Source organism: Streptomyces sp. NPDC002446 (assembly GCF_053595675.1).
Window position 1 is genome coordinate 1 of record NZ_JBSFYC010000089.1, and the last position, 26375, is coordinate 26375.

Genomic DNA, 26375 nt, shown 5'->3' on the forward strand with positions numbered 1-26375 from the left:
AGAAGTCACACTCAGGCCAACGGACGCCCTTCGCCATGGTCGCGGCCAGCACAAACATCGGACTCAATCATCTAGGGGACGCGAGCGCCCCCTGCAGGGCCTCAACGCGGCGGTGCGGGGCGGTATTCCGGTGGGGGCAGGGTGCGTTGGCGTACGCAGGGTGGGTTGGCGGTGGCACGGTGCATTGGCGTACGCAGGGTGGGTTGGCGGAGGCACGATGCATTGGCGTACCCACGATGCGTTGGCGGAGGCACGATGCGTTCGCGGGCGAACGAGCGCTCGGGCTGACGACACACTCGGGCGAGCGACGCACGGGGGCTGTCGGTGTGCTCGTGGGCTGTCGGTGCACTGGGGCTGTCGGTGCGCTCGGATTGACCGTGCGCTCGTGGGCTGTCGGTGCACTCGGGCTGTCGGTGCGCTCGTGGGCTGACGAAACGCTTGGGCTGACTGTGCACTCGGATTGACGGTGCGTTCGTGCACTGACGATGCGCTCGGGCTCACGGTGCGCCCGGCGGAGCGGCACCGTACCTCCCGCCGGATTGCCCCAAGGCCAGGCCTACCCCTCGCCGGTCACCCCTCGCCGTGGCGGCCCTCGCCGTGGCGGCCCCCGCTGTGCCGGCCCTCGCCGTGTCGGCCCCCGCGGCCCCACACCGCGCGGGGTCCCGTGACCCGGGCTCCCAGGGCCAGGACGCGTTCGCGGAGGCCGCGGTCCGAGGTGATGACCAGGCAGTCCCGGCCGTTGGCTTCGTCCGCGACCAGTTCCACGATCCGGTCGTCGCCGCTGCCGGACGCCGAGACCACCCGTACGCCTTCGATCGAGGTCACCCCCCGGGCCGCGCCCTCGACCACCAGCACCATTTCCAAGGGAGGTGCGACCAGGCCCGGCAGCCCGTCCTCCGCGTAGGCCGGCAGCGCGTCGCGCAGTCGCTCCGCGGCGCCGTGACGGTCCCGCCACCAGCCGTCGGGGACCGAGCCGACGACATTCGCGGCATCGACGATGACCAAGGAATCCATGGCCTCACCCTCCCACGCCCGGCCCGGTGCCGGCTCCAGCGCTGTACGAGGACGGACAGCGCTGTACGTGGACGGACAGCGACGGACAGCGCTGTGCCGGGTCACGAAGGCGGAGATGATCCACCAGGGGGACTGCGGGAAAGGGCGGGTGTCATCACGCCGTTGTAGGGATTTCAGGGGCTAACCCCACGTGAGCCACGCCCACAGTACGAATGCCGCGGTGATTGCGGTGAGCAGCTGCACCGTGAGCCTCTTGGTCGCCTCGGCCGCCTTGCTGGCCGATGTGCCCAGTGGGTCCTCGCCCTGCTTCACCGCTACTCGCATGTCTTCGCGGCGGCCCAGGACACCCAGTGTCAGCGCGAGGAGCCCGGTGGAATACATGGAGAGCAGTTCTGTGAGGCTGTGCCCTCGCAGCTTTCCGAGCACCGTCAGGAAAACTATTCCGACAACGGGGATGAGGGAAATCTGGTTCCTGGACCTGGACGTCGGCATCATGGGAAGCCAGACGGCGACGAAGAGGACCACCGCGATGACGGCGATGACCCACCAGACGCTCTGAGATATGTGAGGGGCGTGCAACGTGCTCTTCCTAACCACTGTGGGGCCCGCGCGCGGGCCCCACAGTCCAGCTGTTTATGCGGGTCAGCTAACCGAACAAGCCGGTGATGCCCGAGTAGATCGAACCGGCGGCGTCGCCGAAGACCTCCTTGGCCTTCGTTCCTGCCGACCTTACTAGACCGGTACCCTTCGAGACGGCGTCCTTGAACTTGCCACCGGCAAAGCCGACGGCGGTGCCGATCGAGGATTCAAAGAATTCCTTGCTGGTGAATCCGTAGGCGATACCGGTGAAGACGGAACTGCCAATACCGGTGACGAGGGACACGCCGCCCAGAACACCGCTGACGGCCTGCGCGACGCCCGGGGCCGGAATCAGGTTCGCGCCCGCCGCCAGCCAGCCGGTCCAGGTGCTGGCCTGACTCAGGAAATCGGCGCCTTCACACCAATCCTTTTTGTCAGCCGGGCAGCTGTCGCCGCTTTCGCCCTTGCCGGCGTCATTGATGTCGGGCCGCTCGGCCTTGTCGTTCTTGGCGTCGTTCTCGGGCCGCTGGTTCTGCTTCGCGGCCTCCTCGGCCTTCTTGCGTGCGGCTTCCACGGCGGCACGCTGCTCGGCCTCGCGCTTCTGCTGGGCGATGCGCTTGGCCTCGCCGGCTGCCGCACGCGCGGCCGCCGCGTCCTTGCCGGCCTCTGCAGCGGCCGCCTTGGCGCGCCTGGCCGAGGCCTGGGCGCCGGCCGCGGAGGCCACCGCCTGCTGCGCGGAGCGGGTGGCCTGGGTGGCCGAGTAGTTGGCCTGGCGGGCCGCACCCCGGGCCTTGGAGGCCGCGGTCTTGGCCTTCTTGGCGGAGGCGGCCGCGTCGGCGGCCGACTTGTCCGCCTGGTCGGCGAACTCGTTCGCCCGGCTGGCGTGGCCCTGCGCTTCCTTGGCCTTGGCCCTGGCCTTGGTGGCGTACTTCTTGGCCTCGTCCGCCTTGCCCTGGGCATGGGCCGCCGCCTCGAAGGCGGTCTCGGCGTTCTCGTATGCCTGGGATGTGGCCTTGGCCGCGATGCTGATCTGGGCCTGGACCGCCGCGGCGTGGGCCGCGGCGTCCTGGTCCGCCTGGGCGGCGCGGTACTGGGCACGCTCGACGAAGACGCGGCGCATGGTGTCCGTGCCCTCAAGGGCGACCTGCGCGGCGGCCTTCATGGTGGGGCCGCCCTGCTCCAGCTGCCGCAGGGCCTGGAAGCGGTCGTCCTCGGCCCGTGCCTTGGCGTAGCCCTCGGTCAGGAAGGAGTGCAGCGCTTCGGCGGAGCCGTCGTCGAGCGCCTTGGTCGCGGCGGCCTTCACGGCCTTGCCCGCGTCATTGATGATCTTGAGGATCTGGAAGCGGTACTCCTCCTTCTGCCCCTCGAAGGCCCCCTTGGTCAGGAAGGCCTGTACCTCGGCGGGGCCCTTGGCGAGCGCGGCCTGGGCGGCTGCCGCTGTCTTGGGGGTACCGATCTGGCTGAAGTAGACGGCCTTTTCCCGGTCGTCCTGATGCTCGGCCGCGACCCGGTCCTGCCTGATCCAGGCCGTCACGTCCGCATCGGAGCCCGACAGGGCCTCCTCGGCCGCGGCGCGGGTCCATGTGCCCGTGCTCGACAGCAGGTTGACGGCCGCCCGGCGCGCCGTCCGCACCGCACCCCGGTCGTCCTTGCCCAGCTCCCCGCCGGCCTCGGAGAGCAGCTGCTTGGTCTCCTTGTCCGTCTGGGAGGCCTGTGTCTCGTCCTTGACGAGGGCCGACTTCATGTCGTCTTCGAAGTGCTTGGCGTTGCGCGCCTGCTCAAGCGACGCGGTGAGGTCCGCCTCCAGCATCTTCTTCTCGGCGTCGCGGGCGACGTGGAAGACCGTGGTGGCCTGCTTGGTCGCGGTGTCCGCCGTCTTGGCGGCGTCGAGCGCGGCAGCGGCGTTCTTCTTCGCCGTGTCGGCCGCGTCCTGGGCCTTGCCCGCTTCGTTCGCGGCCTTGTCGGCGGCCTTGGCCGCCGCGTCCGCGTGCCTGGCGGCGTCGTTGGCCGCCGTACGGGTCGCACGGGCGGCGCCGGCCGCCTGGTTCGACAGGGACACCGCGCTGTTGGCGGCGCTGGTCGCGCGGTTGGCCTCGGCGCGGGCCGTTGCCGCCGCGCGCTTGGCGTGGGCCGCCTCGGCCTTGGCGGCGCCGGCGGCCGCGCCCGACTGCGCGGCGGCCTCGGCCGCGGCGGCGGCATTACGGGCGGCGCCGGCCGCTGCGGCGCCGGAGCGGCCGGCGGCGGCGGAGGCATTCGCGGCCTGGTCGGCCGCGGCCGCGGCAGTACGGGCACCTTCCGCCGCGTCCCGGGCCTGCTGGGCGGCCTGCCGGGCGGCCTTGGCCTGGCCGGCGTCCGCCACGGCGGCGTTCGCCGCGCGGTAGGCGCGGGACGCGGCCTGGCTGGCGGCGGCAGCGGCCGAGGCGGCGTTGGAAGCGGCGCGGGCCGCCGTACGGGCCGCAGCCACCGCGTTGTTGGAGGCGCGGATGGCGGTGCGGGCGGCGGCTGCGGCGCCCTCGGCGGCCCGGGCGGCCTTCGTGGCGGAGCGGCCGGCCCGGTCCGCGTCGGACTTGGCCTCGGCGGTCTGCCGTGCCGCCTCCTCGGCGGCCTTCTTGGCCCGCGCCGCGGCCTTGTCGGCGACGGCGGAGGCTTCCAGCGCCGCGTCGGTCTCCGCCTTGGCCTTCTTGCCGGCCGCGGTGGCGACCTGGGCCAGCTGGGCGACCGTCATCCTCTCCTGGTCGCGCGCCCGGGCCAGTTCCTGGCCGCGCTCCAGGAACTCGGCTATGTCACCGTCGTCCCCGTTCAAGGCGCGCTCGGCGGCCTTCTTCACGGCAGGTCCGCCGGAGTTCATGACCCGCAGCACTTCGAACCGGTTGTCCTCATGAGCGGCCTTCGTCAGGCCCTCCCGGAGGAACGTGTCCAAAGCCTCCGGCGTGCCGTTGTCGAGGGCGCGCTGGCCCTCGCGGTTGACGGCCTTGCCGCCCCCGTTCATGGCGCGCAGGACCGCGAAGCGCCGGTCGTCCTGCAGCGGCTTCTCGTAGCCGTCCTTGACGAAGGCGAGGACTTCCTCGTCGGAGCCGGACAGCGCCTTGTCGGCCGCCGTGGCGACACCCTTGCCGGCGTCCGCCATCGTCTGGAGGATGGCGTACCGGGCGTCCTCGACCCGGGCGCGGTGCAGCGCCCCGCCGAGGAACGTGTTCAGATCGTCGGTCGAGCCGGTGAGCGCCTTGGCGGCCTCGCGTTTGACCGCTGTGCCGCCGGCCTTCCACGCCTGCACGGCCTGGGCCCGGGCATTCTCCGGAAGCGCCGCCTCCCCGGTCTGCGCGGGGAGCGCGTGGGCCGCGGTCGTACCGAACATCACCGCTGCCGTGGTCACCGTGACCAGAGTGGTGAACCTGCCGCGCGTATGGCGCACTTGGCGCGACGCGTTGGACGGTCTCATGTCAGGTGCTTCCCCCTTCGGGATCTCGTCACTGAGGTCGAGGAGCGCGGCCGCACATCCGGGCAGCATGATCACACAGATAAAGCGCAAGTAATCTGGACATAAAGGCGATCTCGATGCTTCGTCAGCGCCCGGAGGGTGCCGATGGGCGCGCGCCATCTCCCCCGCGATCCCGGAGAGTTGACGGCCGGTGAGGTGAGGCCGGAGGGGGGTAAAAGGCATCAAGATGCGGATAGATGACGCTTCGATAACAAAACGTCAATTTGAGCCCTCTCGGCGTGAAGTGATAGTCCTTCCGGTGCGGGGTGTTTTGCCCCTTCAGGTCCTTCATCAACTGAAACGCGAGCCATCGATGCGGATATCCCCACGCCTCCTGACCGTCGGTCTGCTCGGCAGTGCCCTGGCCGGCAGCACCCTCCTGATCACGGGAGCCGCCGGCGCCGTGGACCGTGCTGACGCACCGCGCTCGGCCCGGATTTCGGCCGAGCGGCCCCCCAGCGCGGTGGAGGACTTCTCGTACCCGGATGCGGAAAAGATCTTCAAGGAGAAGGGCCTCAAGCTGAAGCGCGGCAACGGGAGGATCCTCCTCGCCGAGTGCGGCAGCGAACCGAATCTCCTGAAGTTCGTCGCCCGTGACCGCGCGGATTTCTGTTTCAAGGTCACCGGTGACAATGGCTACCTCTCCCTGGAGGTTCCGTCGGTCGGTGGCGTGCAGAGCAACGACTACAAAGCCAAGGTCAATATGACGGTCGGTGACGAGCGGAAGTCCTTCGACATTCCGAAGAACTCCTGGAAGGGCATCGGCGAGAACGCCGACCCCGCGGGCCGCGAACACACGCTGGTCGAAATCATCACCAGCAAGTAGTCAGCCGGCGATTCGTTCCCCCGCGAGACAAACACCGTGGTGGAATCCGGCCGGTCATGCGGCGACGACACACCCTTCTGCACCCTTCTGTCTTCTGTGATTGAGGAATCGGATACATGCTCAGCACACGTCCACGCCGAGCGGCGTGGATGACCGGAATGCTCGCCACCGCGATAGCCGCGGGTCCGCTGACCGCCGCCCCGGCCCATGCGGTGGCCGGTGAAGCCGTCAAGGACGGTACGTACGCGTTCACGGCGCAGCTCGATATCGGTGGCGGTAAGCGCAGTTGCTCCGGCGCACTGGTCGACAAGCAGTGGGTGCTCACCGCCGCCAGTTGCTTCGCGGCAGACCCCGACAAGGGCTTCGAGGTCGCTGAGGGCGCGCCCAGGTGGAAGACGACCGCCACCGTCGGCCGTACCGATCTCACGAAGACGACCGGCACTGTTACCGACATTGCCGAGCTCGTCCCTTACAAGGGCCGTGACCTGGTGATGGCGAAGCTCGCCAAGCCGGTGAGCGGAGTCACCCCGGTGGCCGTCGCAAGCGCCGCGCCCAAGGAGGGCGAGGAGCTGAAGGCCGCGGGCTTCGGCCGTACCGGGTCCGTGTGGGTCCCCGACCGGCTGGGCGGTGCCGCGTTCACCGTGGATTCCGTGCAGGACGGATCGGTCGCCCTCAGCCCCAGGACCCCGGCGGACGGCGCCCTCTGCAAGGGAGACACCGGCGGCCCGGCGCTGCGGGAGACCGGCGGGCGCGTGGAGCTGGCCGCCGTCAACAGCGCCTCCTGGCAGGGCGGATGCCTGGGCACCGACCCGTCGGAGACTCGGAAGGGGGCGGTCTCCGCCCGCGTCGACGGCCTCGGCGACTGGGTGCAGAAGGTGCGTTACCGTTCGGCCTTCCCCGCCGCGCCCTGGAAGTACGCGCAGGTCATGGCCTCGGGCTACTACACGGGCGGTTCGGCCGGCGGCACCCGGCACATGGACCTGATCGTGAAGTGGATCGACGGTGAGGTCACCCTCTACCAGGGCGCGGACGACAAGGACGCCCGCTACCCCTTCAGCGCGGAGTACCAGCTCGCCAAGCCGAAGAGCACCTGGCAGCACGCCACGCTCATGGCCGGCGGCCAGTTCCAGGGCGCCGGCCGCGGTGACGGCCTGGTCGTGCGCTGGAGTGACGGCGAGCTGACCCAGTACACGAGTGTGGACGCCACGGGTTTCCACGGCGAGAAGAAGATCCGCAAGCCCAACACGGCCTGGAAGTCGTCCCAGGCGCTCACCGTGGGCCGGTACACCGGCAATGCTCAGCGCGACGACCTGCTGGTGGTGTGGCAGAGCGGGAAGGTGTCGCTGTACCAGGAGCTGCCGGCCAAGGGACTGAGCGCGGAGAAGGCGCTTCAGCAGCCGAACAAGACCTGGACGTACGCCCGTCAGATCAGCGCGGGCGAGTTCACCGGCAAGGGCACCGGCGATCTGCTGGTGCGCTGGGTGGACGGTGAGGCGACCCTCTACCCCGGTGTGGACGCCAAGGGCTTCCACGGCGAGACCAGGATCCGGCCGGCCAAGTCCGACTGGAAGGCCGCGACCGTGGTCACCGCCGGAGCCTTCGTGGACAACAAGCGCCCCGATGACGTGCTCGTGCGGTGGGAGAACGGGAACCTCGGCCTCTACCCGGGCGTGGACGCCGCGGGAACGCACCGCTACCTGAGGCTGGTCGGCGAAGGCTGAGCCCGGATCGGCCAGGGTGGCCGGCAGTCGCTCGCTACCCGGCCACCAGGTGGTGCCGTTGCCGGAGCTCGCCGGCAACGGCACCACACCGTCCCTTCCTCCGTACGTCGGGGATCCAGCCCCGCCGACGAAAGTCCTGATGAGAACCATGCATTCCCTACGTCCCATACCCTCGGCGTCGCCGATCCGAGGCACGTCCGTACGCAGATCCGCGTTGTGGGTGCGGGCCCTGGTCGTGGCCGTCTGCGCGATGGCCGTCTGCGGTGGGCCGGCGGTGGCCGCTTCCCCGGCCGCCCCCGCACCGGACTCCGGCCGCTCGGAGGGTGTGACCGCCGAGGACATCCGCCTGGCGCAGGAGACCCAGCGCTACTGGACGCCGGAGCGGATCCGTACGGCCGTCCCGAAGGACGCCCCCGCAAAGGCCGGAGCCCCGACACGGGGCGGCGGTGCCGCGGGGACGGACGCCGGGCCGGACACCACGGACGCCCCGGACGCCGCAAAGGAGGCTCCGCCGGACCGCCGCAAGCGCTCCCTTCGCGTACCCAGCACTGCGGTGGACGAAGCCATCGCCACCGTCGGCGTCTTCCTCATCCGTACGGACGACGGGGCCGTCAGCGCCAACCAGTTCTGCAGTGCGGCCTCCGTGACCTCCCCCACGAAGAGCCTGGTCATCACGGCGGCCCACTGCCTCAAGAGCGACAAGCCCTACAGCCGTGTCGCGTTCGTCCCCGGCTACCGTGCCGGCACCACCAAGCCGGGCCGGCCGGGCGAGACTCCGTACGGAATCTTCCCGATGAAGCCGGGCCAGGTCTGGATCGACGGCCGCTACCGCCAGGCGAAGCCGGACGACGATGTGGACTTCGCCCTGCTGCGCGTCGGCCCGAACGCGCAGGGGCAGCTGCTGGAGGACGCCACCGGCCGCGGCAACGAGCTCACGTCCGTCCCCGCCGCGCAGCTCGCGCGCAGGAGCGTGACGCTCGCCGGCTATCCGGGCGGCCAGAAGACACCGCTGCGGTGCACCAACGACACCCGCGCGTTCCAGGGCCGCTTCATGGAGATCCAGTGCGACGGATTCCGGTCGGGCGTCAGCGGGGGACCGTTCCTGGAGAACTTCGACGGCAAGCGCGGCAGACTCGTCGGCGTCATCGGCGGCTACCAGACCGGCGGGCGCTATGACCACACGTCATACAGCTCGCAGTTCGACGACGACGTGTTCCGGCTGTACTGGCAGGCGGTGAACGGGGAGCAGCCGGACGCCCCGAACCCCCTGGGGGACGCCGGAACCTGGCAGCACGCCACGGTGATGACCACGGGGCGCTTCCACAGCTCCTCCGAGCGGGACGGCAACCGCGATGTGATCGTGCGGTGGTCCGACGGCGAGGTGACGTTGTACCCGGGCGACGGGACGTACGGACTGCGCAAGGGGATCCGGCTCGAGGGGCCCAACTCCACCTGGAAGCACGCGTCGTTCATGACCGCGGGCGACTTCACCGGTACGGGGACGAGCGACCTCGTCGTCCGGTGGTCGGACGGCGAGGTGACGCTCTACAAGGACGTGGACGAGACCGCCAAGCTCCGCAACGAGATTCGGCTGCGCCCCCGCGGCAGCTTCTGGACCCGTGCGCACGGCATCGCCGCGGGCCGCTTCACGGGCGGCACCGGCCGCGCCGACGATCTCCTGGTGCGCTGGTCCGACGGCCATGTGAGCCTCTTCCCCGACGTCGACGGCAGGGGCCTGCACGGCGAGAAGCGGCTCATCGGCCCCGGCAGGACCTGGACCTACGCCCGGGACGTCGTCGCCGGCGACTTCACCTCGTCGGCCGGCCAGGACCTGTTCGTCCGCTGGGTCGACGGCGAGGTGTCGGTCTTCGAGGACGCCGCCGGAGCGCAGCTGAAGAAGGAGCTGCGGCTGCGGCCCCCGAAGTCCGTGTGGCGCGGTGTCGCCATGACGGCCGTCGGGGCCTTCGGCGGCGACGGCCGGGCGAACGACGTGGTGGCCCGCTGGCCGGACGGGAAGCTCACCCTCCATCCCGACTCCAGCGGCAGAGGCCTGGGCCGCGAGCGCACGCTCATCCCGAAGCCGGGCCCCTGACGCCCCGGCGCGCGGGGCGGGCGGCTCGCCGGGCGCCCGCCCTCACCGGCCCGCCGCCCCCAGCGGCCCCGCCGCCTTAACGGGCCCCGCCGTCGTCACCGGCCGTCCGCGCTCACCGCGCCGCCCGTCGCATCCGCCACACCAGGAACAGCGCGGAGGCGACGGCGGCGGCCCGGGCCATGACCGGCAGGCCGTCGAGGAGCTCCTGGCCCAGGCGGCCCTGGGCGATCGGGTCGCCCCAGCGGCCGTCGAAGCGGCCCCACAGCCAGACCACCAGGCCGCCGGCGGCGGACCCCGGCACGCCCAGCGCCGCGAACTTGGCCTCGGCGGGGGTCAGCCGCCGCGACACGTAGGCGAGCGCCCAGCCTCCCGCCAGCGCGAGCCACGAGCCGAGCACCGCGCCTGCCACGAGCAGCAGGACCGCCAGCGTCGGGACGGGGCTGAGCCAGGCCCGCAGCGGAAGCGCCGCGTCGGCGGCCGCTTCGGGCCCGCTCTCGTCGTCCTCGTCGTCCTCACCGGCCGTGCCGACGGGCCTGGCGCCGGCCGCCGCGGCACGCCGGCGGGCGAGCGCGCGGCGCAGCAGCCCGGGAGGCGGGCCCTGTCCGTCCGCCGCGTCGGCGGCCTCCGCACCTGCGCCCTCCGCCGTGTCACCGTCGCCGCCGGCCCCGCCGCGCTTCCTCAGCGACAGCGGCCCGCCCCCGCCGCCGGTGCGCCCCCCGCCGGCCTCGCCGTCCTTCCCGTCCTTCCCGTCCTTCGTGTCCGCGTGCTCGGGCCGGTCCCAGATCTCGGGGATCTCGATCCCGCCGACGAATCCGGGCACGGTCTCGCCCGGACCGAACGGCGACGACTCCACCCGCCACCAGTCGGGCGCGTCCTGCGCGTCACCCAGCTCGTCGGCGCCCGCGAGGTGCGGCGGCAGACCGGCGTCCGGCACCGGAACGGCCGGCGCGGGACCCTGTGCACCCTCCCGCGGAGCGGGCACCTTGCCGTGCGCGGACGCCTTGCCCTTCGCGGACGCCCCGCCCGCCGCGCCCTTCGCGCCCGCCGCGCCGTTCGCCGGCGGATGCCCCCCGGCGGTCCCCCGGCCCGTCAGCGCGCCGCGCCAGGACAGACCGCCGAGCTTCTCGCGCGCGGCGGCCCACCGCGCCGGGGGACCGCCGTCCGGCGACGGCGCGGCGGGCGGCGGCGCCCCGGCGGCCTGCGGGTCGCCCGCCGCCTGTGCGACCACCGCCTCCGGCGTCCCCAGGCGCGCCAGCAGCCGCTTGGCGCCGGACACCGAGTCGGGCTTCTCCCCGTCTATCCGCGCCCGGAGCCCGGTCACCAGCCGCATCCGCGTGGCGGCGGGCAGGCCCCGCTGCTGGGCCAGGTCGCCCACCCGGCTCAGATAGTCAAAGACGAGCTGATCGCTCTCGATCCCCACGAAATCCCCTGCGGCGTCCGCTGGTTGCTGCCCCGACGGTACCCCCTCGCCCCGCCGCGGGACCGCAGGCCCGGGGCGCCGCGCACCGGCGCCCTGCGGTGCTCACTGCCCCCGCATCCCCGGCCCCGCTAACGTAGGACGAATGACCGATACTCCCCGCACTCTGGCCGAGGAGCTCCGGACCCGCACCGACAGCGGGCTCGTCGCGCTGCTGCGGGCCCGGCCCGACCTGCTCAATCCGGTGCCGGGTGATGTCACCCAGCTGGCGACCCGGGCCGGGACCCGGGCATCGGTGGTCCGCGCGGTGGAGCGGCTCGACCGGTTCGCGCTGCAGACCGCGGAGGCACTGGCGGTCGCGCCCGACCCGTGTCCCCGCGGCACGCTGGGCGCACTGATGGGCGGGGACGCCGGCGACGAGACGGTGGCCGCCGAGCTGCCCCGGGCCGTGGCCGAACTGCGCGCGCAGGCGCTGGTGTGGGGGCCGGACGACCGGCTGCGGCTGGTCCGCACAGCGCGTGAACTGCTCACACCCAGCCCCGCGCACCCCTCACCGACCGGCCTGGGCCCGACCGTCGCCGAGGCCACCGCCGGGATGTCGCCGGGACGGCTCCAGGAGATCATCGCCGCGGCCGGGCTGCCCGCCACCCACGACCCGGTCTCCGCGGTGGCGGCGCTGACCTCGCTCTTCAGCGACCGCGCGCGGATGGCGGCGCTGCTCGACACCGCGCCCGCCGAGTCCGTCGCCGTCCTCGACAAGCTGCTGTGGGGCCCGCCGTACGGCGGTGTCACCGACCGGCCGGCGCCCCCGGTGCAGTGGCTGCTCGACCGGGGCCTGCTGATCCCGGCGGGCGGCCGCAACGTCGTCCTGCCGAGGGAGGCGGCGCTGCATCTGCGCGGCGGGCGCGCGCACCGCAGCCCCGAGCCGGTGCCGCCCGCCCTGACGCCCACGACGCAGCGCGATCCACAGCTTGTGGACAGCGCCGCCGCGGGCCAGGCGTTCACCGCGCTGGCGACCGTCGAGGAGTTGCTCAAGGAGTGGGACCTGGGCGGGCCGCCGGTCCTGCGCGCCGGGGGCCTGAGCGTCCGCGACCTCAAACGGACCGCCGTCGCCCTGGACACCACCGAGCAGCTCGCCGCGTTCTGGCTCGAACTCGCCTACGCAGCCGGGCTGATCGCCTCCGACGGCGAGGCCGACGAGCGCTACGCCGCCACACCGGCGGCCGAGGAGTGGCTCCAGCTGCCCGACCACGAACGCTGGGCGGTACTGGCGGCCGGCTGGCTGCCGGCCACCCGCATCCCGGGCGTGGTCGGCTCCGCCGACGCCAAGGGCCGCACCCTGGCCGCCCTCGGCCCGCACCTGGACCGCTCCGCCGCGCCCGAGGTCCGGCGCCGCGCCCTCGGCCTCCTGGCGGGCCTGCCGGCGGGTACGTCCGTACCGGCGCCGGCGGTGCTCTCCCGGCTGCGGTGGGAGCGTCCGCTGCGCGGCGCCGCGGCCCCGGCGGCGCCCGGCCAGACCTCCGCCCCCGTGCCGCCGCCCGCCGGCTCCCCGTCCCCCGCCGGCTCCCCGGCCGCCGTCGCCGACGACCTGCGCGCACGCCTGGCCCAATGGGCCCTGTCCGAGGCCGAGTTGCTCGGCGTGACGGGACGGGGCGCGCTCTCCACCCACGGACGCACCCTGATCGCCGCCGCGGACCCCACCGCGCCGGACGCCGACGCCCTCCCCAACCCCGCCGAGGCCACCGCCGCCGCGTCCCGCGCCGCGGCCCTGCTCGCCCCGCTCCTGCCCGAGCCGCTCGACCACGTCCTCCTCCAGGCGGACCTGACCGCCGTCGCCCCCGGCCCGCTGCGGCGCCCGCTCGCCGAGGCCCTCGGCGTACTGGCCGACGTCGAGTCCAAGGGCGGTGCGACGGTCTACCGCTTCACCCCCGCCTCGGTGCGCCGCGCCCTGGACGCCGGCCGCTCCGCCGCCGAACTCCAGGAGTTCCTCACCGCTCACTCCCGTACGCCGGTCCCCCAGCCGCTCGCCTACCTCATCGACGATGTGGCCCGCAGGCACGGCCAGCTGCGGATCGGCGCGGCCGCCGCCTACGTCCGCTGCGACGACGACGCGCTGCTGTCCGAGATCCTCGCCGACCGCCGCGCCGTCCCGCTGCGCCTGCGCCGCCTCGCCCCCACCGTGCTCGCCGCCCAGACCTCCCCCGAGCAGCTCCTGGACGGGCTGCGGGCGATGGGCTACGCCCCGGCCGCCGAATCCGCCGCCGGCGACGTCCTGATCGCCCGCGCCGACTCCTACCGCACCGCGCCGCGCAGCGCCCCCGCCCCGGTCCCCGACGGCCCGCCGTCCCCCGACCGCACCCTCCTCCAGGCGGCGGTACGCGCCATCCGCGCCGGCGACCTCGCCGCCACCGCCGAACGCAAGCCGGTACGCGCCCCCGCCCCGGCCCCCGGCGCCTTCCCCCGCACGACGTCCGCCGAGACCCTCGCCACCATGCAGGCCGCGGTGCTCACCAGCTCCGCCGTCTGGATCGGCTACGTCAACGCCGACGGCGCGGCCAGCCAGCGGGTCATCGCCCCCGTACGCGTCGAGGGCGGCTTCGTCACCGCCTACGACCACACCGCCGACGAGGTCCGCACCTACCCGCTGCACCGGATCACGGGCGTCGCGGAACTGGCGGACGACTCGGTCTGACGCGACACCCCGGCCCCGCACCGCCCCTGCCCGCAAGGGAGGGCGGCCATCACTAACGGGTCCCCGCCCCGATGCGGCACACTGGACGTTTGGCCGTAGGTGCGGCCGAGGTCTGCGGTCGGGGCCGGCGGCCGAGGGCCGTACGGCGACCGGAAAGCGAAAGGCGAGGCGCGTGAACGGACCCCTCATCGTCCAGAGCGACAAGACGCTGCTGCTGGAGGTGGACCATGAGCTGGCGGACGCCTGCCGGCGGGCCATCGCGCCCTTCGCCGAGCTGGAGCGGGCACCGGAGCACATCCACACCTACCGGGTGACGCCGCTGGGCCTGTGGAACGCACGGGCCGCCGGACACGACGCCGAGCAGGTCGTGGACGCGCTGGTGCAGTTCTCGCGGTACCCGGTGCCGCATGCGCTGCTCGTCGACATCGCGGAGACCATGTCGCGCTACGGGCGGCTGACGCTGATCAAGCACCCGGCGCACGGGCTCGTGCTCACCACCACGGACCGCCCGGTGCTGGAGGAGATCCTGCGGTCGAAGAAGGTGCAGCCGCTGGTGGGGGCGCGGCTGGATCCGGACAGCGTCGTCGTCCACCCCTCCGAGCGCGGGCAGATCAAGCAGACGCTGCTCAAGCTGGGCTGGCCCGCCGAGGACCTGGCCGGGTACGTGGACGGCGAGGCGCACCCCATCGAGCTGGACGAGAACGGCTGGTCGCTGCGGCCGTACCAGCAGCAGGCCGTGGAGGGCTTCTGGCACGGCGGCTCGGGCGTGGTCGTACTGCCGTGCGGGGCGGGCAAGACGCTGGTGGGGGCCGGTGCGATGGCGCAGGCGAAGGCCACCACGCTGATCCTGGTGACGAACACGGTCTCGGCCCGGCAGTGGAAGCACGAGCTGGTCAAGCGGACCTCGCTGACCGAGGACGAGATCGGCGAGTACAGCGGGACGCGCAAGCAGATCCGGCCCGTCACCATCGCGACGTATCAGGTGCTGACCACCAAGCGGAAGGGCGTCTACCCGCATCTGGAGCTCTTCGACTCCCGGGACTGGGGTCTGATCGTCTACGACGAGGTGCATCTGCTGCCCGCCCCGGTCTTCAAGTTCACCGCCGACCTGCAGGCGCGGCGGCGGCTGGGCCTGACCGCGACGCTGGTGCGCGAGGACGGCCGCGAGTCGGACGTCTTCTCACTCATCGGGCCGAAGCGCTTCGACGCCCCGTGGAAGGAGATCGAGGCACAGGGCTACATCGCCCCGGCCGACTGTGTCGAGGTGCGGGTCAACCTGACCGACTCGGAGCGGCTGGCGTACGCGACCGCCGAGACGGAGGAGAAGTACCGCTTCTGCGCGACCACCGCCAGCAAGCAGTTCGTGACCGAGTCGCTGGTCCGCCGGCACCAGGGCGAACAGACGCTGGTCATCGGGCAGTACATCGACCAGCTGGACGAGCTGGGCGAGCATCTGGACGCGCCGGTGATCAAGGGCGAGACCACCAACGCGCAGCGCGAGAAGCTCTTCGACGCGTTCCGGGAGGGCGAGATCTCGGTACTCGTCGTCTCGAAGGTCGCGAACTTCTCGATCGACCTGCCCGAGGCGACGGTCGCCATCCAGGTGTCGGGCACCTTCGGCTCCCGCCAGGAGGAGGCCCAGCGGCTGGGCCGCGTACTGCGCCCCAAGGCAGACGGGCACGAGGCCCGCTTCTACTCGGTCGTGGCCAGGGACACCATCGACCAGGACTTCGCCGCACACCGCCAGCGCTTCCTCGCCGAGCAGGGCTACGCCTACCGCATCGTGGACGCGGACGAGCTACTGGCGGCGGACGAGGACGCGTAGGCGGGGGCGACGCGTGAGACGGGGCGGCGCGTGGGACGGGGCGGGCTTGGGGTTGGGGGCCTGCTGGAATGGTGGGGCGGCGGCGCGGGGGGCGTTGGCTTCGGCGCCGCAGGGGCGTTGGCTTCGGCACCGCGCCGGATGTCGGCTTTGGCGCCCCGCCGGGAACCGGGCCTCGGCGCCCCGCGGGGATCGTCGGCTTCGGCGCCCCGCCGGAATTGGCGTCCCGCCGGAATTTCGGCACCCCGTCGGAACGGAGCCCCCTGCCCGCCCCGTCCGGAATAAGGCCCCGGCCCGCCGCGTTGTGGCCCCGCAGGGGGCGCTCGCATCCCCTACGGGATCTGTTCCCCCTCCCCCTAGGTACCGGGTGCCCCTAGGTACCGCCGCCCCTAGACACGGGTGCCCCTAAGTACCGGCGCGACCCCTAAGTACCGGCGCGACCGCTAAGTACCGGCGCGACCGCTCACCCCCTGGGCCCGGCCCGGCAGTTCCCGGCCGGTCCCGGTGGGCCTCGGTGCGGGGATATGGCTGCCGGAGCATCCCGGGGTGCCGGGCGCGGCGGCCTGCTGCCGCGTCCACCAGGCCGCGGTCGCCAGCAGCGCGAGGCCCAGCAGCGGATACGGGGCCGCCAGCGGCTGCTGCCACCAGGCGTAGCGCAGGTCGAAATCGCCGGCGTGCGGCACGATCCACATCGTGCGGACGGTGAAGGCGAGCGTGACGGCGGCCAGCAGCGCCCGGCGCCAGGGGCTGCGCCGGGTGTGGGCGGCGAGCGCCACGAGCAGCGGCACACACCAGACCCAGTGGTGGGACCAGCTGATCGGCGAGACCAGCAGCGCCGTGACGGACGTACACAGCACGCCCCAGTTGTCGCGGCCGCGCCGCAGACAGACGCGGCGGGCCACGGCGAGCCCGGCGGCCGCGGTCAGCACCGCCGGCACCGCCCACAGCAGGCCCGGCTCGGGGTGGTGCAGGACCCGGCTGATCAGGCCCTGGAGCGACTGGTTGTCGACGATCCACACCTTGCCGACCCGGCCGGTCTCGAACATCCGCCGTGTCCAGAACTCGATGCTGGCGCCGGGCAGCGCCAGCCAGCCCAGCAGCGCCGAGACCAGGAACCCGGCGAGGGTGGTGCAGGCGGCCTTCACCCGGCCGGTGATCAGGAGGTAGACCGCGAAGATCGCGGGGGTGAGCTTGATGCCCGCCGCGAGGCCGGTGGCGAAGCCCTTGAAGCGGGCGCCGTCCGGGCGGGAGAGGTCCCACAGGACCAGGCAGGCCAGGGCGAGGTTTATCTGCCCGAAGACGAACGTCTGGAAGACCGGCTCCAGCCAGAGGCCGAGGGCGGTGACGGCCAGGAGCACGGGCGCGGAGTGCGCGGCCTTGCGCAGACCGGCGGCCTTGCAGGAGAGGTGGATCAGCAGGACGAGCAGGGCGGCGTTGACGAGCACACAGGCGACCTTGAGGGCACTCAGGGAGAGCCAGGTCAGGGGGATGAACAGCAGGGCGGCGAAGGGCGGGTAGGTAGCGGGCAGGTTCCACTTGGTGACCGTGAGGCCGTAGAGATCACCGCCGGTCGCGGCGGCCTCCCCCTCGGCGCGGTAGACCGCGATGTCGGACATCGGCATCGGCTGGACCTGGTACAGCACCCACAGTCCGGCGAACGACGTCACGAGCAGCACGGCGGCGAGCACCAGTCGGCGGGGGCTCGCCGTGCTCAGGGCCCAGGTCCGTCTCCACGTCCACGTCCGCGTACCGTCGGCGGCAGACACCCCTGCTCCCCCTCGTCACCCTGACTCGTCGACTCGTCGCCCTGAGCGCGCCCTTGGCGGCGACGCTAGTGGATCGCGGCCGACGGTCCGTAACGGTTTCCGGTCAACCGGATGGCGACGTGGGGTCCTGGCGACGGACGGCGACGTGGGGTCCTGGCGGAGGCGTGGGGTCCTGGCGCAGGCGGCTGAGGGCGGGGCGCCCGGCGCGGGTTCAGTCCTCCGCGTACTCGCCCAGGACGGCGACGCTGAAGGCGGCCCCGGCGAAGACCTTGATCGCGCGGAGGGCGTTGCCGACGAAATGGCGATGCCCCTGCGCGGGCACCGCGCCGCCGGCGGAGCCGGGGCCGAGGGCGGTCGCGCCCCGGGCGGCGGGGCGGAGTGCGGCGGAAGGGACGGAGGCTGGTGGAATCGCTGCGCTGCTCATGTCTCCATGATGAGATTCACGCGATTGCAGCACATCGGTCCATGGGCGCATCTCGCACGGCCCGGACATCAGACTTCAGGCCCATCCCGTCCCCTACGGGAGACCGACGGCCCTCAGGGTTCTCCCTCCCGGGTACGGCTGCCGCGGCGGGTGAGAAATCCGTTGGCGCCTTCTCCGGCCGCTGGCTACACTCGCGCGTCTGCCTGCCTCCCGCCGAGGAGCGCCGCCGTCCGGTCGGAAACCGGCCGGCCTTCGCGTCACCCCGCTGACCAGCGCGGAGCATGATCTGCGCCGCGTCCCCACACCGGCCTGCCGCGCGCACCGTCGCCGCGCGCGCCCGCCGCAGTACCTGCCAACGGAGGCATCGCCGTGCCCTCGCACGCCCACCCGTCACCCGACCACCACCCCTCAACGCCGGCGCTACGCACCGACAGCCCTTCACCGTCACCCGACCACCACCCCCTCGAGCGCGAGAAGGCCCATCTCGCCGCGTCCCGCGCCGCCCTGCGTGCGATGCGCGAGGACGCCGAGAACCTCAACATCGCGGATGTGACCGCGAACTGGGTCAACGCCGAGGTCCTCCAGGGCGAGATCGACGCCCGTATCAAGGCGCTCGCCGACCTCGCGCACACCCCGCTCTTCTTCGGCCGCCTCGACTACCTCCACGCACCGGGTACCGACCTAGCCGAGGGCGCGGAAGGGGAGAACTTCTACATCGGCCGCCGGCACGTCCACGACGCCGACGGCGACCCGATGGTCATCGACTGGCGCGCCCCCGTCTCCCAGCCGTTCTACCGGGCCTCCAAGAAGGACCCGATGGATCTCAAGCTGCGCCGCCGGTTCGGCTATACGGCAGGCGAGTTGACCGCGTACGAGGACGAGCACCTCACCGACCCGCAGGAGTCGGCCCGCACCAGCCGGCTCCTCCAGACGGAGATCGAGCGCCCGCGCGTCGGCCCGATGCGGGACATCGTCGCCACGATCCAGCCCGAGCAGGACGAGATCGTGCGCGCCGGCATCGGCGGCACGGTCTGCGTCCAGGGGGCGCCCGGTACGGGGAAGACCGCGGTGGGCCTCCACCGGGTGGCGTATCTGCTCTATGCGCACCGCGAGCGGCTGGCCCGCGCCGGGACCCTGGTCATCGGCCCCAACCGCTCGTTCCTGCACTACATCGAGCAGGTTCTGCCGGCGCTGGGCGAGCTGGAGGTCAAGCAGGCCACGGTCGACGACCTGGTGGGGCATGTGGAGGTGCGCGGCACCGACGAGGCGGCCGCCGCGACGGTCAAGGGCGACGCGCGGATGGCCGAGGTCCTGCGGCGGGCGGTCCGTTCGCACATCACGATGCCCGAGGAGCCCTGCGTGGTGGTGCGCGGCTCGCGGCGCTGGCGCGTACCGGCGTATGAACTCGAAGAGATCGTCCGGGAGTTGGCCGAGCGCGACATCCGTTACGGCGCGGCCCGCGAGGCGCTCCCCCAGCGGATCGCGCATGCCGTCCTCGTCCGTATGGAGCAGGCGGGCGAGGCCCCGGACGACCGGGTGCAGGACGCGGTGGCCCGTAACGCCGCCGTGAAGGCCACGGTCAAGGCCGTCTGGCCGCCGGTCGATCCGGCGAAGCTGGTGCTGCGGCTGCTGGGTGACGCCGACTTCCTCGCCGAGCAGGCCGAGGGGATCCTGACTCCGCAGGAGCAGAAGACGATCCTGTGGGCCAAACCGGCGCGCAGTGTGCGGAGCGCCAAGTGGTCGGCCGCCGACGCGGTGCTGATCGACGAGGCGGTGGATCTGGTCACGCGCACGCACTCGCTCGGCCATGTCGTCCTGGACGAGGCGCAGGACCTGTCCCCCATGCAGTACCGCGCGGTCGGCCGCCGCTGTACGACGGGCTCGGCGACCGTCCTCGGCGACATCGCCCAGGGGACCACGCCGTGGGCCACCGACACCTGGGAGGAGGCGCTGTTCCATCTGGGCAAGCCCGGTTCGGCCGTCGAGGAGCTCACCCAGGGCTTCCGCGTACCGCGCGAGGTGATCGCCTACGCGTCCCGGCTGCTGCCCGCCATCGCGCCCGATCTGACGGAGGCCACCTCGATCCGCGAGTCGGCGGGCGACTTCGAGATCCGCCGGGTCGAGCCGGCGGATCTGGTCGCCGCGACCCTGGCGGCCTGCGACGATGCGCTGTCGAAGGAGGGCTCGATCGGCCTGATCGCCGCGGAGGCCCGCATTCCGCTGCTGCGTGCGGCCCTGGAGGCGGCCGGTGTGACCTGCCTGGCCCCGGGTGAGGAGACCTCGGCCGGGTCGCGGCTGACGCTGGTGCCCGCCACGCTCGCCAAGGGCCTGGAGTACGACTACGTGGTCCTCGACGAGCCGGCCGCGATCGTCGACGGCGAACCGGACGACCGGACCGGGCTGCGCCGCCTGTACGTCTGCCTGACCCGGCCGGTGTCCGGTCTGACGGTGGTCCATGCGGCGCCGCTGCCGGGACAACTGGCGGACGGCGGCGCCCGGTTGGCGGAGGGTACGGTGGCGCCCCATTGACTGAGGCCGCCACAGGGAGCGCGTCCTAGGGCAGGCCCTAGATCTCTTCCCCTTCAAGGGCCTTCAGCAGACCGCCCAGGAGGCCGGGAAACCGCGCGTCGAGGTCGGCGCGGCGCAGCTGCACATAGCGGTTGCGCCCCACGGCCCGCGTACTGGTGATCCCGGCCTCGCGCATGATCCGCATATGGTGCGACACCGTCGACTTGTGCAGATGCGCGAGGCCGAGCCGCTCCGACGAGCAGTCGTACTGCTGCCCGCTCGCATAGATCCGCAGCAGGTGCAGCCGCGTCGGATCCCCGAGCGCGTGCAGCACCTTCACCAGTTGGATGTCCGCGGCCTCCGGCTGCTCCAGCAGCGTGCCCTCGCCGTCGCCCGCACCGACGTCACTCACCACGGCGGCACAGCCTCCTTCCGCCACTCACCCGGCCTTACCGGGCCCACTCTATTTTCCCGCCCGCTCCCCGGATTTCCCCGCCCATTACCCAAACCTGTTTGACATCCATCAAACAGTATCTATTGTTTGACGCACATCAAACTTACGACTTACCGCTCACCTGTCCCGTCGCCCGTACTGGGAAGGACACCCGTGCGTCTCCGCCTGCTCCTGCTCGCCCTCGGCACCTTCGCCGTCGGCACCGATTCGATGGTGATGGCCGGCATCCTCGGCCTCGTCGCCCGCGACCTGGACGTCTCCGTCCCGGCCGCCGGCCAGATGGTCACCGTCTTCGCCCTGTCCTACGCCGTGCTCGCCCCGGTCCTGGCGACCGCCGCCGCCCGGTGGCCGCGCCGCCGGCTACTGCTGACCGCGCTGGCCGTCTTCACCCTCGCCAACGCGCTCAGCGCCGTAGCGCCCGACTACCCGACCCTGCTGGCCACCCGGGTCCTCGCCGCGGCCGGCGCCGCGCTCTACACGCCGACCGCGAACGCCGTCGCCACCACCCTCGTCCCCCCGGAGCGCCGCGGCCGCGCGCTGGCCACCGTCCTCGGCGGCATGACCGTGGCCACCGCGCTCGGCGTCCCGCTGGGCACCTACCTCGGCCGTACGGACTGGCGGCTGACCATGTGGCTGGTGGTCGCTCTGGGTGCCGCGGCGTTCCTCGGCCTCGCCCTCCTGCTGCGCGGCCTCCCGGCACCGGCGGCGGTCCCCGCCCTGCGCGCCCGCCTCGCCCCGCTGCGCAACCGCCACGTCCTGCTGGCCGCGACCACCACCCTGGTGTTCTTCCTGGCCGTCAACACGGTCTACATCTACCTCGGTACGGCGGTACGCCCCGCCACCGGAGGCGACACGGGCCGGCTCAGCCTGATCATGCTGGTCTCCGGCGTCGCCTCGGTCGCCGGCAACTGGCTGGGCGGCCGGGCCGTCGACCGGTTGGGCGTCCGCGCCGTCCTGCTCGCCGGTGGCGGCGTGGCCGCGGCGGCCTTCCTCGCCCTGCCCTGGATCTCCGCGACGATGACCGGCGCGCTGCTCTACGCCGCCGTCGCCCCGCTCGCCGGCTGGGCCCTCGCGGTCGCACTGCCGCACCGCCTGGCCTCCATCGACCCGCCCAGCGCACCCCTGCTGATATCCCTCAACAGCAGCGCCCTGTACCTGGGCGTGGCCGCCGCGGGCGGCGCCGGCAGCCTCGCCGTCACCGTCCTCGGCGACCGCTGGTTCCCGCTCGCCGCGACGGCGCTGGCCCTGGTCGCACTGGCCCTCGCGGCCGTCACGACACGCACGGCCGCCCCGGGCGCCATGGCCACCGGGCCGGGGAGCAGCGCCGGCCACAGCACGGCGGCCGGACCGGGGAAACCGGGGAGCACGACCGGCGAGAGCACGGCCACCGGGAGCGCCGCCACCGGGAGCGCCGCCACCGAAGGCACCGTCACGGAAGGCGCCGCCACCGGGAGCACCACCGCCGCTCCCGTACGGAGCCCCGCCCACCCCTAGGGCCTGTCCGGCCTAGCTAGGGCCCGTCCGTCCCTGCCCCGTCCGCCCCTGCCCCGCCGGGCAGGCCCTAGACCACCACCCCGTCCCCGTCCAGCACGTCCCGCCACTGCCGTACCGCCGCCGCGTCCACCGGCGCGGACCAGCCGGCGGGCCGGGCCGCGCCGCCGATGTGGAACGCGTCCAGACCGGCCGCGCGCAGCGCCGGCAGGTGGCCGAGCCCGAGTCCGCCGCCGACCAGGATCCGCGGCGCGTACCCGGGCTCGCCCGCCGCCGTACGCGCCTGCTCCGCCAGCAGCACCGGCAGCCCCGCCTCGACGCCCTTCGCGTCACCGGCCGTCAGATACGTGTCGAGCCCGGCGGCGCCCGGCATCCCCGCCAGCTCCTTGCGCAGCGCGTCCCGGTCGGCGGCCCGGTCGATGGCCCGGTGGAAGGTCCAGCGGCAGCCGTCGATCACCTCGGCCAGCGCCGCCACCGCATCGAGGTCGGGGCGCCCGTCCGGCGTGAGGAAGCCGAGGACGAACTCCTGCGCGCCCTCCGCGCGCAGCGCCGCGGCCTGTCCGCACAGCGCCGCCAGGTCACCGGCCGCGAACCCGTCGGCGGCCCGCAGCATCACCCGCAGCGGGATGTCGACGGCCGCCCGCACCGCCGCGAAGACGGCCCGGGACGGGGTGAGCCCGTCGGCCGCCATATCGCTGACGAGTTCCAGACGGTCGGCACCGCCGGCCTGAGCGGCCACCGCGTCCTGCGGTCCGAGCGCGATCACCTCCAGGAGCGCGCGCTTGCTCATATGACCCCAATCCTTCGACGGCGGCGCGGCGGGCGGGCCCGGCGCCGGAAAGCTCCACGTACGACAACAGGTCTAGTCCAATATCCCAGCGTACGGGCTGACCGGCGCTCCGGCACAATGTTGCGCATGACCTCCGTGCCCCGTACGGCCGACACCGCCGACCTGCTGCCGGAGCTGCGCGGACGCTGGGCCGCCAGCGTCTCCGAGGCCCGCGGCGACACGAAGTCCCCGGCCCCCCACGGCGCAGCGGCCCCCGCCCCCGGCCCGTACGCGGACAACCTCCTGGCCCGGTGGAGCGAACCGCAGCGCCGCTACCACACCGTCGAGCACCTCGCCGCGGTCCTCCAGCGCATCGACGAACTGGCCGAGCACGCCGACGACCTGCCCGTCGTCCAGTTGGCGGCGTGGTTCCACGACGCGGTCTACCGGCCGGACCGCTCCGAGAACGAGGAGCGCAGCGCCTCCCTCGCCGAACGCGCCCTGCCCGAACTGGGCATCGGCGCGGCCCGTACCGCCGACGTCGCCCGCCTGGTGCGGCTCACCGTCACCCACGACCCGGCGCCCGACGACCCCGACGGCGAGGTGCTGTGCGACGCCGATCTCGCGGTGCTCGGCGGCTCACCCGCCGCCTACGCCGCCTACGCCGCCGCGGTCCGCGCCGAGTACGCCTTCGTCCCCGACGCCGACTTCGCCGCCGGCCGCTCCGCCGTGCTGCGCCAACTCCTCGCCCTGCCCCGCCTGTTCAGGACACCCCGGGGCTACGACCGCTGGGAACACCTGGCGCGCCGCAACCTGGCCACGGAGCTGGACCTCCTCGGCGGCGGGTGAGCCATCTCTCGCGCCTTGTACACCACGGCCGGGAATGTAAGCCGTCCTACCCTTGTTAGTAGCTGACATGCCAGCACCTGCACCATCCGCCCGCGCCCGCCTGCCCATCGCCGTATATGTCCTCGGCCTCTCCGTCTTCGCGCTCGGCACGTCCGAGTTCATGCTCTCCGGCATCCTCCAGCCGCTCGCCCGTGACCTGGGCGTCTCCATCCCGCAGGCCGGCCTGCTGGTCTCGGCCTTCGCGATCGGCATGGTGGTCGGCGCCCCGGTCCTCGCCGCGGCCACGCTCCGCCTCCCCAGGCGTACGACGCTGATCGCGCTGCTGGCCGTCTTCGGCCTCGGCCAGGTCGCGGGCGCGCTGGCGCCGTCCTACGGAGTCCTCTTCGCCTCCCGCGTCGTCAGCGCACTGGCCTGCGCCGGCTTCTGGGCGGTCGGTGCGGCCGTCGCCGTCTCGCTGGTACCGGTGACCGCGCGAGCCCGCGCGATGGCCGTGATGGTCGGCGGCCTGAGCATCGCCAACATCGCCGGCGTCCCGGCCGGCGCGCTGCTCGGCCAGCACGCCGGCTGGCGCGCCGCCTTCTGGGCCGTGGCCGGGCTCGCCGCGATCGGCCTGGTCGGCGTGGTGGCACTGGTACCGCGTACGGCCGTGCCCACCGGCGACGACCGCCCGCAGCTCCGCCGCGAGCTGGCCATCTACAAGGACAAGCAGGTCTGGCTGGCGCTGACCGCCACGGCCATGAACGGCGCCGCGGTCTTCGCGCTCTTCTCCTACCTCTCCCCCCTGCTGACCGACACCGCCGGCCTCGCCGAGAGCTGGGTGCCGACGGTGCTCGCGCTCTTCGGCGTCGGCGCGCTGATCGGTACGTTCATCGGCGGCCGGATCGCCGACGCGCACCTCTTCGGGACGCTCTTCGGCGGCATATCCGCCTCGACGGCCGTGCTCGCCGTCTTGGCGCTGACCGCGCACAGCCCGTTCGCCGCCGTCGCGCTCTCCCTGATGCTCGGGGTGACCGCGTTCACCACGGCCCCGGCCCTCAACGCGCGGATGTTCAACGTGGCGAACGCCGCGCCGACGCTGGCCGGTGCCACCACCACCGCCGCGTTCAACATCGGCAACACCCTCGGCCCCTGGCTCGGCGGCCTGGTCATCGGCGCGGGCTGGGGCTACCGCTCCGTGGCCTGGACCGGCGCGGCGCTGGCGGCGGTGGCCGTCGTCACCACCGCCGTCGCCTTCCGGCTGCACCGCGCGACGAGCAGCTCCCACCTCGTCGCCGCATCGGCGAAGACGACGGCAACGGCGAAGACGAAGGGGGCAGCCACAGCCACAGCCACAGCGACGGCAACGGCGCCCCTGCCGGAGCCGCAGGCCGCCGACCAGCGCTGATCCAGGCCGGGCGGGGCCCCGGAGGCGCGGGCGTGCGCCGGGCCCGCGGGCGCGCCCGCCCGTGGGTGCGCCCGCCCGGCCGCTGCCGGCCCGTGCGTTCACGCCCCGCCGTCGAACGTCCACCGCGTCTGGCTGAACACCGCCTCCCCCCGCCCGAAGCCGAAGGCCCGGCGGGGCTCGACGCGGAAGACGACGGCGCGGCCGCCGCGGCCCTGGAACGCCCCGTCGCGGACCTCGAAACGCCAGTCGTCGCCGTACTTCTCGACATACAGCTCGGCGAGGCGGTGCAGCGTCGGCTCGTCGTCGACCTGCACCGCCTCGCCCTCGACTACCACGTCGAGGCCCACATGCAGGTCATTGCCGCCGGCCGTCGACGTGGTCAGCGCGCAGTGCGTGTTGGCCGCGAGATTCTTGGCCTTGCGTTCGCCGGGGCCGGTGGCGAAGTGCAGGGCGTCCTCCGACCAGACGGCGAGCACCGGGGTGACATGCGGGCGGCCGTCGGGCCGGACGGTCGCGAGCCAGAAGATCTCCGCCTCGGACATCCCGCCGACGGCCGCGGACCAGCCGGTCGCCCTGGCGTCCGCACTGCTGTAATTCGGATCGAGCTCGGTCGTGACCGGTTCTCTGTTGCCCGGTGCGCTGACTGACATGGCTGTCCCCTTCCGGTACGCCGCCGTCGCCGCTTGTGCTGTCGGTACGGCACGCGGCCAGGGCCCATCGTGCGGGGACACGCCATCGGCCCGCCGCTCCGACGCGCCGCGTGCGGGCCGTACGGGGGGCGGGGCGTACGGGCGCCGGGCGTACGGGGGCAGGACGTCCGGGCGCCGGGCATACGGGCGCTGGGCATACGGGCGCTGGGCATACAGGGGCCCGGCGTACGAGGCGGCGCATCGGCGCGGGCGGACCGCAGAAGGCCCGGCGCGTACCGGCCATACGGGGAGGGCGGACCGCACCCCCGGGTTGCCCCGGGTTGCCCCGGGTTGCCCTGGGGCCGCCCTAGATGATTGAGTCCGATGTTTGTGCTGGCCGCGACCATGGCGAAGGGCGTCCGTTGGCCTGAGTGTGACTTCTGGCTTGGACGCCCTTCTG

At 73.2% G+C, this 26375-nt stretch carries 18 protein-coding genes; 9 read left to right on the forward strand and 9 right to left on the reverse strand.

The window, feature by feature from the left end:
• Positions 1-570: 570 nt before the first annotated feature.
• From ACWD6P_RS32740 to ACWD6P_RS32750, 3 genes are all read right to left on the reverse strand, one after another.
• Positions 571-1014: an NTP pyrophosphohydrolase gene (locus ACWD6P_RS32740; RefSeq protein WP_451447823.1), complete on the reverse strand. Its 444-nt coding sequence runs from the start codon at positions 1012-1014 to the stop codon at positions 571-573.
• Between the two features lie 180 nt (positions 1015-1194).
• Complete coding sequence (locus ACWD6P_RS32745) at positions 1195-1440, reverse strand: hypothetical protein (protein ID WP_451447824.1); 246 nt, start codon at positions 1438-1440, stop codon at positions 1195-1197.
• A 220-nt stretch (positions 1441-1660) separates the two neighbouring features.
• On the reverse strand, positions 1661-4966 hold the full coding sequence (locus ACWD6P_RS32750; protein WP_451447825.1) for an ALF repeat-containing protein: 3306 nt from the start codon (positions 4964-4966) through the stop codon (positions 1661-1663).
• Between the two features lie 418 nt (positions 4967-5384).
• Here ACWD6P_RS32750 and ACWD6P_RS32755 point away from each other — a divergent pair, with 418 nt between their 5' ends.
• From ACWD6P_RS32755 to ACWD6P_RS32765, 3 genes are all read left to right on the forward strand, one after another.
• Positions 5385-5897 carry a hypothetical protein gene (locus ACWD6P_RS32755; RefSeq protein WP_451447826.1) on the forward strand — a complete coding sequence of 171 codons (513 nt, stop codon included), beginning with the start codon at positions 5385-5387 and terminating at the stop codon, positions 5895-5897.
• Positions 5898-6013: 116 nt separating this feature from the next.
• A complete protein-coding gene (locus ACWD6P_RS32760; protein WP_451447827.1) occupies positions 6014-7618 on the forward strand; it encodes a S1 family peptidase in 1605 nt (534 codons plus the stop codon).
• Positions 7619-7766: 148 nt separating this feature from the next.
• Positions 7767-9710 (forward strand): trypsin-like serine peptidase, encoded by a 1944-nt coding sequence (locus ACWD6P_RS32765; RefSeq protein ID WP_451447828.1) that lies wholly within the window; start codon positions 7767-7769, stop codon positions 9708-9710.
• Positions 9711-9822: 112 nt separating this feature from the next.
• On the opposite strand, the gene ACWD6P_RS32770 is transcribed toward ACWD6P_RS32765, so the two are convergent.
• Positions 9823-11130, reverse strand: a complete 1308-nt coding sequence (locus tag ACWD6P_RS32770) for a hypothetical protein (protein WP_451447829.1) — start codon at positions 11128-11130, stop codon at positions 9823-9825.
• Between the two features lie 142 nt (positions 11131-11272).
• On the opposite strand from ACWD6P_RS32770, the gene ACWD6P_RS32775 reads away from it, so the two are divergent.
• On the forward strand, positions 11273-13819 hold the full coding sequence (locus ACWD6P_RS32775; protein ID WP_451447830.1) for a helicase-associated domain-containing protein: 2547 nt from the start codon (positions 11273-11275) through the stop codon (positions 13817-13819).
• Between the two features lie 172 nt (positions 13820-13991).
• Positions 13992-15644, forward strand: coding sequence for a DNA repair helicase XPB (locus ACWD6P_RS32780; protein WP_451447831.1), 1653 nt, complete (start codon positions 13992-13994; stop codon positions 15642-15644).
• 440 nt (positions 15645-16084) lie between these two features.
• Here ACWD6P_RS32780 and ACWD6P_RS32785 read toward each other — a convergent pair whose 3' ends face one another.
• The gene (locus tag ACWD6P_RS32785; RefSeq protein WP_451447832.1) at positions 16085-17407 is read right to left on the reverse strand and encodes a glycosyltransferase 87 family protein; all 1323 of its coding nucleotides are present in this window, start codon (positions 17405-17407) and stop codon (positions 16085-16087) included.
• A 211-nt stretch (positions 17408-17618) separates the two neighbouring features.
• On the reverse strand, positions 17619-17831 hold the full coding sequence (locus ACWD6P_RS32790) for a hypothetical protein (RefSeq protein ID WP_451447833.1): 213 nt from the start codon (positions 17829-17831) through the stop codon (positions 17619-17621).
• Positions 17832-18200: 369 nt separating this feature from the next.
• Between ACWD6P_RS32790 and ACWD6P_RS32795 the strand changes: the two genes are divergently transcribed.
• Positions 18201-20360: a HelD family protein gene (locus tag ACWD6P_RS32795; protein WP_451447834.1), complete on the forward strand. Its 2160-nt coding sequence runs from the start codon at positions 18201-18203 to the stop codon at positions 20358-20360.
• 37 nt (positions 20361-20397) lie between these two features.
• Here the strand turns inward: ACWD6P_RS32795 and ACWD6P_RS32800 are convergent, their stop codons facing one another.
• Entirely contained in the window at positions 20398-20754 is a 357-nt protein-coding gene (locus tag ACWD6P_RS32800; protein WP_451447835.1) for an ArsR/SmtB family transcription factor, read from the reverse strand.
• 192 nt (positions 20755-20946) lie between these two features.
• Between ACWD6P_RS32800 and ACWD6P_RS32805 the strand changes: the two genes are divergently transcribed.
• Positions 20947-22287 (forward strand): MFS transporter, encoded by a 1341-nt coding sequence (locus tag ACWD6P_RS32805; protein WP_451447836.1) that lies wholly within the window; start codon positions 20947-20949, stop codon positions 22285-22287.
• 67 nt (positions 22288-22354) lie between these two features.
• Here ACWD6P_RS32805 and ACWD6P_RS32810 read toward each other — a convergent pair whose 3' ends face one another.
• Positions 22355-23074, reverse strand: coding sequence for a copper homeostasis protein CutC (locus tag ACWD6P_RS32810; protein ID WP_451447837.1), 720 nt, complete (start codon positions 23072-23074; stop codon positions 22355-22357).
• A 126-nt stretch (positions 23075-23200) separates the two neighbouring features.
• Between ACWD6P_RS32810 and ACWD6P_RS32815 the strand changes: the two genes are divergently transcribed.
• Both ACWD6P_RS32815 and ACWD6P_RS32820 read left to right on the forward strand, forming a co-directional pair.
• Positions 23201-23902 (forward strand): HD domain-containing protein, encoded by a 702-nt coding sequence (locus tag ACWD6P_RS32815; RefSeq protein ID WP_451447838.1) that lies wholly within the window; start codon positions 23201-23203, stop codon positions 23900-23902.
• A gap of 67 nt (positions 23903-23969) precedes the next feature.
• Positions 23970-25286, forward strand: coding sequence for a Cmx/CmrA family chloramphenicol efflux MFS transporter (locus ACWD6P_RS32820; RefSeq protein WP_451447839.1), 1317 nt, complete (start codon positions 23970-23972; stop codon positions 25284-25286).
• Positions 25287-25384: 98 nt separating this feature from the next.
• Here ACWD6P_RS32820 and ACWD6P_RS32825 read toward each other — a convergent pair whose 3' ends face one another.
• Positions 25385-25936 (reverse strand): pyridoxamine 5'-phosphate oxidase family protein, encoded by a 552-nt coding sequence (locus ACWD6P_RS32825; protein ID WP_451447840.1) that lies wholly within the window; start codon positions 25934-25936, stop codon positions 25385-25387.
• Positions 25937-26375: the final 439 nt, after the last annotated feature.

Coding starts and splice junctions, on each gene's coding strand:
- ACWD6P_RS32740 (WP_451447823.1), bottom strand. CDS start 1,014: ATGGATTCCTTGGTCATCGTCGATGCCGCGAATGTCGTCGGCTCGGTC.
- ACWD6P_RS32755 (WP_451447826.1), top strand. CDS start 5,385: ATGCGGATATCCCCACGCCTCCTGACCGTCGGTCTGCTCGGCAGTGCC.
- ACWD6P_RS32760 (WP_451447827.1), top strand. CDS start 6,014: ATGCTCAGCACACGTCCACGCCGAGCGGCGTGGATGACCGGAATGCTC.
- ACWD6P_RS32765 (WP_451447828.1), top strand. CDS start 7,767: ATGCATTCCCTACGTCCCATACCCTCGGCGTCGCCGATCCGAGGCACG.
- ACWD6P_RS32775 (WP_451447830.1), top strand. CDS start 11,273: ATGACCGATACTCCCCGCACTCTGGCCGAGGAGCTCCGGACCCGCACC.
- ACWD6P_RS32790 (WP_451447833.1), bottom strand. CDS start 17,831: ATGAGCAGCGCAGCGATTCCACCAGCCTCCGTCCCTTCCGCCGCACTC.
- ACWD6P_RS32810 (WP_451447837.1), bottom strand. CDS start 23,074: ATGAGCAAGCGCGCGCTCCTGGAGGTGATCGCGCTCGGACCGCAGGAC.
- ACWD6P_RS32815 (WP_451447838.1), top strand. CDS start 23,201: ATGACCTCCGTGCCCCGTACGGCCGACACCGCCGACCTGCTGCCGGAG.
- ACWD6P_RS32820 (WP_451447839.1), top strand. CDS start 23,970: ATGCCAGCACCTGCACCATCCGCCCGCGCCCGCCTGCCCATCGCCGTA.
- ACWD6P_RS32825 (WP_451447840.1), bottom strand. CDS start 25,936: ATGTCAGTCAGCGCACCGGGCAACAGAGAACCGGTCACGACCGAGCTC.